Source organism: Desulfobulbus alkaliphilus (assembly GCF_016918545.1).
GTDB classification, from domain to species: Bacteria; Desulfobacterota; Desulfobulbia; order Desulfobulbales; family Desulfobulbaceae; genus Desulfobulbus; species Desulfobulbus alkaliphilus.
The window spans coordinates 1-9,505 of sequence record NZ_JAFFQC010000058.1 but is presented as its reverse complement, the minus strand read 5'-3'; the positions used below and the strand labels follow the sequence as shown (position 1 = coordinate 9,505).

General features: G+C 51.7%; 8 protein-coding genes and 1 pseudogene. 1 reads left to right on the top strand and 8 read right to left on the bottom strand.

Going from position 1 to position 9,505, the window contains the following annotated elements:
* Nucleotides 1-298 precede the first annotated feature (298 nt).
* The 7 genes from lipA to JWG43_RS16810 are packed head-to-tail and all read right to left on the bottom strand — an operon-like array spanning nucleotide 299 to nucleotide 6,836.
* The gene (gene lipA, locus JWG43_RS16840; protein WP_205244114.1) at nucleotides 299-1,204 is read right to left on the bottom strand and encodes a lipoyl synthase; all 906 of its coding nucleotides are present in this window, start codon (nucleotides 1,202-1,204) and stop codon (nucleotides 299-301) included.
* Complete coding sequence (lipB, locus tag JWG43_RS16835) at nucleotides 1,197-1,880, bottom strand: lipoyl(octanoyl) transferase LipB (RefSeq protein WP_338033280.1); 684 nt, start codon at nucleotides 1,878-1,880, stop codon at nucleotides 1,197-1,199. Before lipB ends, lipA begins: the two co-directional genes overlap by 8 nt.
* A gap of 8 nt (nucleotides 1,881-1,888) precedes the next feature.
* Nucleotides 1,889-3,346, bottom strand: coding sequence for an aminomethyl-transferring glycine dehydrogenase subunit GcvPB (gene gcvPB, locus JWG43_RS16830; protein ID WP_205244112.1), 1,458 nt, complete (start codon nucleotides 3,344-3,346; stop codon nucleotides 1,889-1,891).
* Nucleotides 3,343-4,680, bottom strand: coding sequence for an aminomethyl-transferring glycine dehydrogenase subunit GcvPA (gene gcvPA, locus JWG43_RS16825; protein WP_205244111.1), 1,338 nt, complete (start codon nucleotides 4,678-4,680; stop codon nucleotides 3,343-3,345). The genes gcvPB and gcvPA overlap by 4 nt, the downstream gene beginning before the upstream one ends.
* Before the next feature lie 5 nt (nucleotides 4,681-4,685).
* Entirely contained in the window at nucleotides 4,686-5,084 is a 399-nt protein-coding gene (gcvH, locus tag JWG43_RS16820) for a glycine cleavage system protein GcvH (protein WP_205244110.1), read from the bottom strand.
* 17 nt (nucleotides 5,085-5,101) lie between these two features.
* Nucleotides 5,102-6,352 carry an aminomethyl transferase family protein gene (locus JWG43_RS16815; RefSeq protein WP_205244109.1) on the bottom strand — a complete coding sequence of 417 codons (1,251 nt, stop codon included), beginning with the start codon at nucleotides 6,350-6,352 and terminating at the stop codon, nucleotides 5,102-5,104.
* Between the two features lie 40 nt (nucleotides 6,353-6,392).
* The gene (locus tag JWG43_RS16810) at nucleotides 6,393-6,836 is read right to left on the bottom strand and encodes an Lrp/AsnC family transcriptional regulator (RefSeq protein ID WP_205244108.1); all 444 of its coding nucleotides are present in this window, start codon (nucleotides 6,834-6,836) and stop codon (nucleotides 6,393-6,395) included.
* A gap of 220 nt (nucleotides 6,837-7,056) precedes the next feature.
* On the opposite strand from JWG43_RS16810, the gene lpdA reads away from it, so the two are divergent.
* Complete coding sequence (gene lpdA, locus JWG43_RS16805) at nucleotides 7,057-8,490, top strand: dihydrolipoyl dehydrogenase (RefSeq protein ID WP_205244107.1); 1,434 nt, start codon at nucleotides 7,057-7,059, stop codon at nucleotides 8,488-8,490.
* Nucleotides 8,491-8,897: 407 nt separating this feature from the next.
* Here lpdA and JWG43_RS16800 read toward each other — a convergent pair.
* Nucleotides 8,898-9,505 (bottom strand): annotated as a pseudogene (locus JWG43_RS16800) (hypothetical protein); the annotation flags it as partial.

Below are 9,505 nucleotides of genomic sequence, written 5' to 3'. Positions count from 1 at the left end.
CGCACCCTCACGATAACTGAGCCCCTGTTCCTTGATCTTCTCTGCCAACTCCGCTACCTGATCCCAATCGATTGGTTGTCTCATGCCTCGATCCTCCATGTTGAATGGGGGAGGCTGTGGGGGGATTTAATGGCGTTTTTGTCCGAAATAGCTTACCCTCTGCACCTAATTGTCGATATGTACTCTCATACCCACGCCATGGTTGCTTACCAACGGCGATGTATCGGCAAACAAAGCTCATCTGGCCGGACTCCGGTCACAACAACCCGGTCACCGGGTAGAACATCTCCCGGTCTCGTCAGGATTTGGCTTCTGCAGGGATATCCGATTGCTGAAACAACTCTTCCGCCCGGTAGGAACTTCTCACAAACGGGCCGGCAGCCAGTTTGGTGAAACCGATGTTCCGTGCAGTCCGCTCCAACTGTGCAAATTCTGCCGGCGGATAATATTTTTCCACCGGCAGGTGATTTTTGGTGGGCTGTAGATACTGGCCCATGGTCAGCAGGTCGCAGCCATGGTCATGCAGGTCCTGCATGGCTTTTTCCAGCTGGAATAGGGTTTCCCCCAGCCCCACCATGATGCCGGATTTGGTCGGCATATCAGGATTGATTTTTTTGACATTGCTGATCAGATCCAAAGAGCGCTGGTACACCGCCTCGGGCCGAACCCGGGGATACAGGTCTGCCACGGTTTCTATATTGTGATTGATGACATCGGGCTGTGCATCCACTACGGTTTTCAGGGCAGTACGCTCTCCTTGGAAATCAGGAATCAGTACTTCCACCCGGATGGGCTGCCCGCTAGCTTTTCCCATTTTCTTGAGGGCCTGGATCACGGCGGCAAAATGGGCGGCTCCGCCGTCGTGCAGATCATCTCTGGTGACAGAAGTCACCACCACGTAATGCAAGCCCAGCTCCTGGACGGCCCGGGCCACCCTGGCAGGTTCCCCCGGGTCCACGGCCAGAGGGGGGCGGGCTGTGATATTGCAAAACCGGCAATGCCGGGTGCACTGGTCCCCTAAAACCATAAAGGTGGCAGTGTTTTGGGAAAAACATTCAAACATATTGGGGCAGTTGGCTTCCTGGCAGACCGTATGCAACTTTGCTCCGGCCAGCAGCCGGGTGATGTGTGCATAGTCTCCCCCCCTGGGCAGACGTTTTTTCAGCCAGGGAGGTTTGCCGGGACCGGCTGTATGATTATGCATGGATTGTTTCCCTGGTCAGTTGGAAATGAAACAGACGGCAAAAATAGGTCACAAACTTTTCTTTTACTGCATCCATGGAAACAGAGAGATCTCTTTTCTGCGATATCTGCAATTCCTGTTGCAAAGATGTCATGGCCGCCCGGGAAAGACCACAGGGATTGATCCATGAAAACGGAGTCAGATCCAAAGATACATTCAAAGCCAGTCCATGGATGCTGATGCGACGTTTGATGGACAAGCCCACAGACCCGATTTTCCTGGATCCCTTCCACATGCCGCGGTTGCGCGGATCCCGGTTGATGGCCACCCCGAAATCCTCTGCTGTTCTGCCCATGATTTCCTCAAGCCCATACACGAAATCCGCCACCCCGATGCAGGCGCGCTCGAGATCCACCACCGGATACAGCACGGCCTGGCCCGGTCCATGGTAGGTGATATTGCCACCTCTGTCTGTCTGCACCATATCAATACCCTGCTGTTCCAGAAAAAATTCCGATTTCACCAGGTTTTCCTTTCCGCCCCGTTTACCAAAAGTGAACACCGGGGGATGCTGGACAAAAAACAGCTGATCCGGCAGGGAACGATCCTGTATTTTGGCATTGCGCGCTTCAACCTGCAGGTCCAGGGCGCGCCGGTATTCCAGGACCTGCAGGTCTTGAAACACACAAGTACGCACTGCGGATCTTATCCTCTCAGGCATGGCTTTCGGGCGGCAGTAACTTCATCGAGCCGGGTCACCTTGGGCAACGTTGGTGCCTGAGTCAATTTTTCAGGGGTTGATTCCGCTTCCTTGACAATGGCCTTGACAGCATTGATGAACTGGTCAATGTCCTCTTTGGATTCGGTTTCCGTGGGTTCCACCATAAAGGCACCTTCCACCACCAGGGGAAAATACACGGTAGGTGGATGAAATCCGTAATCCAGCAGCCGTTTGGTTATATCCTTGGTGGTGATGTGGTAGTTTTTTTGTCGTGCATCATTGAACACACATTCATGCATGCAGGGTCGATCATAAGGCAGGTTCAAGGTGTCTTTGAGGCACTCTTTAATATAATTGGCATTGAGCACAGCCAGCCGGGAGGCATCCAGAAGCCCTTGAGGACCCATGGACAGAATATAGGCATAAGCCTTGATCATGACACCAAAATGACCGTAAAAGGTATGCATCCGGCCGATAGTGTCCGGGCAGTCAGTGACGAACCTGAAGGTATCCAGCTGTTTTTCCACCCTGGGTATGGGCAGAAACGCTATCAGATCTTTTGTCACGGCAACTGGTCCGGATCCCGGTCCTCCACCGCCGTGCGGGGTAGAAAAGGTCTTGTGCAGATTGAGATGGAGCACATCAATACCGGAATGACCTGGTTTCACAACCCCCATGATGGCATTCATGTTGGCCCCGTCCCCGTACACAAGACCACCTTTGCCATGGACAATGGCGCAGATCTCTCTGATGTGTTCTTCAAAAAGCCCTAAGGTGTTGGGGTTGGTGATCATGATGCCGGCGGTGTCCTCATCCATGACCGCTGCCACAGCCTCCGGCTCCAGAATCCCTTTGGGGCCGGATTTGAGATTGACGCTTTTGTATCCGCACAAGGTGGCGGCAGCAGGATTGGTGCCGTGGGCTGTATCCGGGATAATGATCTTAGACCTCTGCCTGCCCTGCTTGGCATGATAGGCATGGATGATGAGCATGCCGGCCAGCTCCCCATGGGCCCCGGCTGCAGGCTGCAGGGTCACCCCGGCAAATCCGGTGATTTCCGCCAGGAATTGTTCCAGCTCATACATGAGCCGCAATGCCCCCTGGGAAAATGCTTCACCTGCCAAAGGGTGAGCCCCGGCAAATCCCTGGCGGGATGCCTGAATTTCATTGGTTTTGGGATTGTATTTCATGGTGCAGGACCCCAAAGGATACATACCGGAATCCACCCCAAAATTCCATTGGGACAATCGGGTATAGTGGCGAACCACATCCAATTCGGACAATTGGGGCAGATTCGGGGCATCACCGGTCAAAGCTGGATTCAAGGGCACTCTATCCACATCTGCCCTGGGGAGAGATAGGGCACACCGACCGTCTCTGCTCTTGTCCCATACAGTAGGTTCATTGAAAATCAATCCGCTGGTTCCTGGTTGCCTGATCATTGTGCCACCTCCTTTGCCAGTTGGTCCATCTGCTCTCTGGACACTTTTTCCGTGGCGCAAAACAGATAATGGTCTGTGAGTTGGGGGTAAAAAGGTTCCAGATCCAGTCCGGCAAACAGACAGTACCGGTTGATCAGCTCGATCCGCTTCTCTTTGAAATGTTTGGGGGCTTTCATAACAAATTCATTGAAAAAGGGCTGAGCAAAGATCGGCTCAAATCCGGCAGAGGTCAGCACAGATTGCAGATACACGGCTTTGTCATGGTTGAGCTGGGCGATTTCCCGGATGCCGATTTTGCCGACCGTGGACAGGTACATGGCAGCGGTCATGGCGTTGAGACCGTTGTTGGAGCAGATGTTGGAGGAGGCTTTTTCTCTTCTGATATGCTGTTCCCTGGTGGACAGGGTCAACACATACCCATCCTTGCCGTTGCTATCTTTTGTCCGTCCCACCAGGCGGCCGGGCAGATCCCGCATCAGTTTTGTGGAGCCGGCCAGAAGACCCAGACCGGGGCCACCGAATGTTTTGGGGATCCCCAGGCTCTGGCCTTCTCCAGCCACAAGATCGGCTCCGAAAGATCCAGGGGATTTCAAAAGCCCCCAGGCCAATGCTTCGGTAAAGGAGGTGATGAAGAGAATTTTCTTGGATTCGGCCACCTTTTTAAATGCGGCCAGATCTTCAATATGTCCGAAAAAATTGGGGGACTGCACAGCCACCCCGGCAATCCCCTCCATGGCTTCCAATGCACTGATATCTGTGAGGCCCTCTTTGGTATGACCGATGGTGACCATCGAAAATCCGGCAGGTTTGATATACGTGTCGATGATCTGCCTGTGGCTGGGGTGCACCAGATCTGAGACAGCGATTTTGTCGGCTTTTTTGTTTTTGCGCAGCGCGATAAGGGCACATTCAGCCAGAGCAGTGCCGCAGTCATAATGGGAGGCCGTGGCAATGTCCATACCCAGAAGATCAGTCACCATGGTCTGGAACTCATAAATGCCCTGCAGGGTCCCCTGGCTCACTTCAGGTTGATACGGGGTATAGGCAGTGGCAAATTCCGACCGTGAAATCAGATAGGGGATGATGGCAGGAATATAATGATCATAACTGCCCGCGCCGATAAAACAGGTATAGCCTTGGCACGCAATATTGTCTGACGCCAGTTTTTCCATGTGGTCATTGAGGTCCCACTCACTCAAAGGGTCAGGCAGATTCAAGGCGGTTTTTGATTTTACCGCATCCGGTATAGTGTCAAACTGATCATCGAGAGAGGTGCGGCCAGTGACAGCCAGCATTTCTTTAATATCTTTCTGTGTGTGGGGCAGATAACGCATACGTCTCATCCTTTTAACATTTCCAGGTAAGCTGCTTTGTCCATCAATGCATCCATTTCTGCACTGTCGGCGGGTTTGATTTTAATAATCCAGCCGCCCTGATAACAATCCTCATTGACCAATTCAGGAGCATCTTCCAGATTGTCATTGACGGCCACCACTTCGCCGGAAATGGGCATATACAACGCAGAGACCGCTTTAACCGATTCTACAGTTCCGAATTCATCTTGAGCAGAAAACGTATCCACGACTTCCGGCATTTCCACAAAGACGATCTCTCCCAGCTGGTCCTGGGCATAGTCCGTGATGCCGATGGTGACTACCTCTTCTTCAAATTTTGCCCATTCATGGTCTTTGGTGTATTTGACATGCTCAGGCAAATTGAGATCATTGATTTTTTTCATAACAGCCTTCCTTTGATTTAAATAAAATAACTCAGTTTTTTTCTTGCGGTCCTGTCCGGACGGATGTCCTGAACAATGGACACGTCGATGGTTCGCTTGCCTTCTTTGAGAGTGAGCTGGGTGCCTGGCTGCAGCTGTCTTGAGACCATGACAAAGCCGCAGGCAATGCCTTTGATTTTTATGTTGTCAGACAGATTTGGGGAGGCGATGCTGACAATTCTGCCGTCGTGCCAGGTGATACCCATGTCTGTAACACAAGTAAGCACATGCCCGATCTGTTCCTGGTTGTGGTCATACGCACCGGTCGTTTCGCCGGCAGCCACTTTCCGCAGGCTGTTTCCTGCAAACGGAAACACAAACATATCTCCTGGTTCAGGAACCAGGGCATCCGAGCCCAGAAATGTTTTAGTGAAACCGGTCTTGTCCGGCGTATAAGGCAAGGAAAAGTCCCAAGGATGGTTGATAAACTTATAATGGCCGATATCCTGGTGGGACAGGGGCAGGCAGGCCCCGGCACGCAGAGAATCCCTGGCCCCCAGGCCGCAGGCAGTGAGGCCAAGATCCTTTCCTGTAGTAAGGACATCCTGCCACAGGTCCACAATGGCATGGGGGGCAAGAAAAATTTCAAACCCGAACTCTCCGGTATATCCGGATCTGGACAACAGCACCGGCGTACCGTCATTGAGCTTGACCGCCCCGGCTCCCGGGTGCCCGGAGTCGAAATGACCTTTAAAGGAAAAATAGGGCATATGGTCAAACACTTTTTCCGGTGACTGAATCAGTGAGGACAGGATCCGGGCCGCATTGACTCCCTGGATATCCATTTTGGCAATTTTGCCGGATAGATCGGCGATATTGACGTCTTTATGATTTGCGTGAGCCACCAGATGCGCTGTAATGGATTCGCCCATGCCGGCGTTCACGCAGACCATAAACCCAGTGTCTGCAAATTTATACACAAGGGCATCATCCAGGCAATGGCCCTTTTCATCCAGAAAAGCACCGTAAACGCACCTGCCCTCAGCCAGAGGTGCCAGGTTCCGGGTAACGCAGTAATTGAGAAGAGCAAACGCGTCTTTCCCGTCCACGGTTATGCAGGCCATGTGACTGGTATCAAAAATACCTGCGGATGTAAGCACCGCCAGATGTTCGTTTTTAACCCCGGTCGCATACCACAACGGCATGTCATACCCACCGAAATCAGCCATGTGGGCACCGGCGTCCAGGTGCCACTGGTGTAATGGTGTGGTTTTTGTACCGGTATTCATTTCAGTAACCTTTTTCTTAATGGCATGTTTTTATTCGCCTTCAAAAAATATATGGAACCTTGAGATTGTACGATTTGTACACAACAAATGTTTCCACCGACCGTACCCCCTCAACTTTCGAGATCTCTTCTGTGTAAAATTCCAACAGACCGAACCCTTTTTTAAACAGCACCAGAATTATCAGGTCAAACCGTCCCGTGACCACGTTTGCTGATATAACCCCTTTGAGCCGGCTTATTTCAGCGCCTTTTTCCACCAGGTTCATCTCTGACAGTTTAATGCCGATAATGACCACCGTGTGGTCGGGAAGGGTGGCAGGGTCCACAAGGCCGCAGATTTCCAGAACTCCTTCTTCCTGAAGTTTGTTGACCCGGGACCGGACGGTATTTTCCGTGATCTGCAGCTTGTCAGCTATTTTCTTAAGAGACTTTTTCCCATCTCTGAGTTCTCTTATGATATCAATATTGGTTTTATCTATTTTCATTCTGCCTCTTTTTACACTGAAAAAATGATGAAAACATAAAATTTTTCAAAATAAACTTGATAAGCAGGCTGGTCAACTTCATACCTAGGCCAGAACAATAAAAATGTCAATAAAATTAAAATAAATTGTGGAAAAAAGAAGTTTTTATTAAAAAATTAATTAAAATACTTTATAAACAAAAAAAATTCATAAACAATGCGTTACAGCAAAGGGATATACCATGAGCAGAAAAATCGTTGTTATGGGCGGAGGGCCGGGCGGTTATGTGGCAGCGCTGCGAGCCGCATCACAGGGAGCGGATGTTACACTTATTGAAAAGGAACATCTGGGGGGCACCTGTCTGAACTGGGGGTGTATCCCTTCCAAAATCATGAAAAATTCAGCTGAAATTCTCCATAAATGCCGCAAGGCAAAAGATTTCGGCATACATCTGGATGGGGCTGTGCTGCCGGACATGGCCGGGCTCATGGCCAGAAAAGAAAAGATTCTTGATTCCCAGCGCACGGGAATTGCCGGGCTGCTGCAAGGCAGAAACGTCCATGTGGAAAAAGGGTGCGGCCGTATCACCGGCAGAGGAACAGTTCAGGTCACAGCCGCCGATGGCACCATCACCTCCCTGCGCTGGGATAAACTCATCATTGCCACAGGCACGAGACCCATGAACGTGCCTGATTTTCCCTTTGACGGCAAAAAAATTCTGTCATCCAATGATATCCTGGCTCTCAACCATATCCCTGAATCTCTGACCATTGTGGGGGGCGGGGTGATCGGGTGTGAATTCGCCTGTATTTTTTCCGCCCTGGGCACAAAGGTGACGGTGGTGGAGGCCATGTCAAGAGTGCTCCCCCTGCCGTCGGTGGATGCTTCAGTATCGAGGTTGCTGTTACGGGAGATGAAAAAACAAAAGGTTACGGTGTGCTGCGACACGGTTGTCACAGCCTGTGCCACATCAGCCAAAGGGTGCCGCATATCGCTTTGCAAAAGCCCCTTCACCGATAATCCTAAAGCAAAAGATCCCAAAACTGATAACCTCTCTTCAGATCTTATGTTGGTGTGCATCGGCAGGACCCCGCTTTCATCTGATCTGGGACTGGAAACCATCGGCCTGAAAATCCGGGAGCCTGGATGGATTCCTGTCAATGACCGCATGGAAACCGGGGCGGAAAACGTCTATGCCATCGGAGATATCCTGGGACCATCCCGGGTGATGCTGGCCCATGTGGCGTCCCATGAAGGACAGGTAGCAGCAGACAATGCCATGGGACAAGATGCTGTCCTGGCCTACAACGCCGTACCCAGCGCCATTTTTACCATGCCGGAAATCGGTACCGTGGGGATGAGCGAAGAGGAGGCCTTGCAGAACGGTCTGGCCGTTGACACGGCCTCCGTTAATTTTCGGGTGCTGGGCAAGGCCCATGCCATTGATGAGATCGCAGGAGAAGCAAAGATGGTGGTGGAGAAAGATACCGGCCGGATTCTGGGAGTCCATCTCATCGGTGCCCATGCCACCGACCTGATTGCCGAAGCCACCCTGGCCGTTGCAAAGGGATTGACGGCACAGGATATGGCCCAGACTATCCATGCCCACCCCACCCTGGCGGAAATCATGGGAGAGGTGGCTGCCAAGACCGTTGGCTCAGCGTTGCACGGCTAGATCAACCCAGCAGTGACGGCCACAAGACCACGCCGGTGATGATCAACACCTGGACCTGAGAGTGTTTGTCCGTGCCTCAGCATTGTTACCCGCGACCGTTCGAAGAAAGTAGACTTTTATCGGACGGTTACGGGCAATGAAGTTGGCGTGTGGACTGCCCGTTTCGGCTATATCGATACCAACAATCGCACCGTTAAGAAAAGTCAGATTCCCGGAACCTTGCAGACTTTCCTAGATTGCCGAAACACTGTCGCCAACACATTGCAAACGGACATCAGTACGAAAAAGGGTCAGGTCTTGAATTATCAATAGAATGTTAACTCAAGACCTGACCCTGTATTTCTGCTTCTTCCGCACAGCTTTTTCGGACAGATACTGATCGATACTCCGATCGCCCAGCCAGGCCATCAACCCGGCTTTTGGGGTTTATCCAGGTAATCGATCCCTTCTTCCTGCAGCTGCTGCAGCTTGATTTCGATCTGTTCGCACAGAGTTTTCAGCACCTTGGTGCGGGCAAAATACTTGTCGTTGGCTTCCACCAGGGTCCAGGGTGCGAGCTTGGTGCTGGTCCGATCCACCATGTCGCACACCGCTTTCTCATATTCCTCCCATTTCTCGCGGTTGCGCCAGTCTTCCTCGGTGATCTTGAAGCGCTTGAACCCGGTCCGTTCTCTTTCTTCGAAACGTTTTAGCTGCTCGTCCTTGGTAATGGTCAGCCAGAATTTAACCACCAGGAGGTGATGCCTGACCATCTGCGCCTCGAAATCATTGATCTCACTGTAGGCCCGCATCCAGTCGGCTTCGGTGCAAAATTCCTCGACCCGTTCCACCAGGACCCGCCCATACCAGGATCGATCAAAAATGGTCACCCGTCCCTTACGGGGCAAGTGTTGATTCGCATCCCCAAAGCCGACAATAATCTCAACTACGAGTACCACCGATACGAGTAAGAGAAGCAGCCGGCTGGATTGATCCAGCCGGCTGTAGGGAAGTAGACAGCAGTCTACCGCACCGA

Excerpts from the sequence above, each read along its gene's own strand:
- lipA (WP_205244114.1), bottom strand. The coding sequence starts at position 1,204 with ATGCATAATCATACAGCCGGTCCCGGCAAACCTCCCTGGCTGAAAAAA.
- gcvPB (WP_205244112.1), bottom strand. The coding sequence starts at position 3,346 with ATGATCAGGCAACCAGGAACCAGCGGATTGATTTTCAATGAACCTACT.
- gcvPA (WP_205244111.1), bottom strand. The coding sequence starts at position 4,680 with ATGCGTTATCTGCCCCACACACAGAAAGATATTAAAGAAATGCTGGCT.
- gcvH (WP_205244110.1), bottom strand. The coding sequence starts at position 5,084 with ATGAAAAAAATCAATGATCTCAATTTGCCTGAGCATGTCAAATACACC.
- JWG43_RS16815 (WP_205244109.1), bottom strand. The coding sequence starts at position 6,352 with ATGAATACCGGTACAAAAACCACACCATTACACCAGTGGCACCTGGAC.
- JWG43_RS16810 (WP_205244108.1), bottom strand. The coding sequence starts at position 6,836 with ATGAAAATAGATAAAACCAATATTGATATCATAAGAGAACTCAGAGAT.
- lpdA (WP_205244107.1), top strand. The coding sequence starts at position 7,057 with ATGAGCAGAAAAATCGTTGTTATGGGCGGAGGGCCGGGCGGTTATGTG.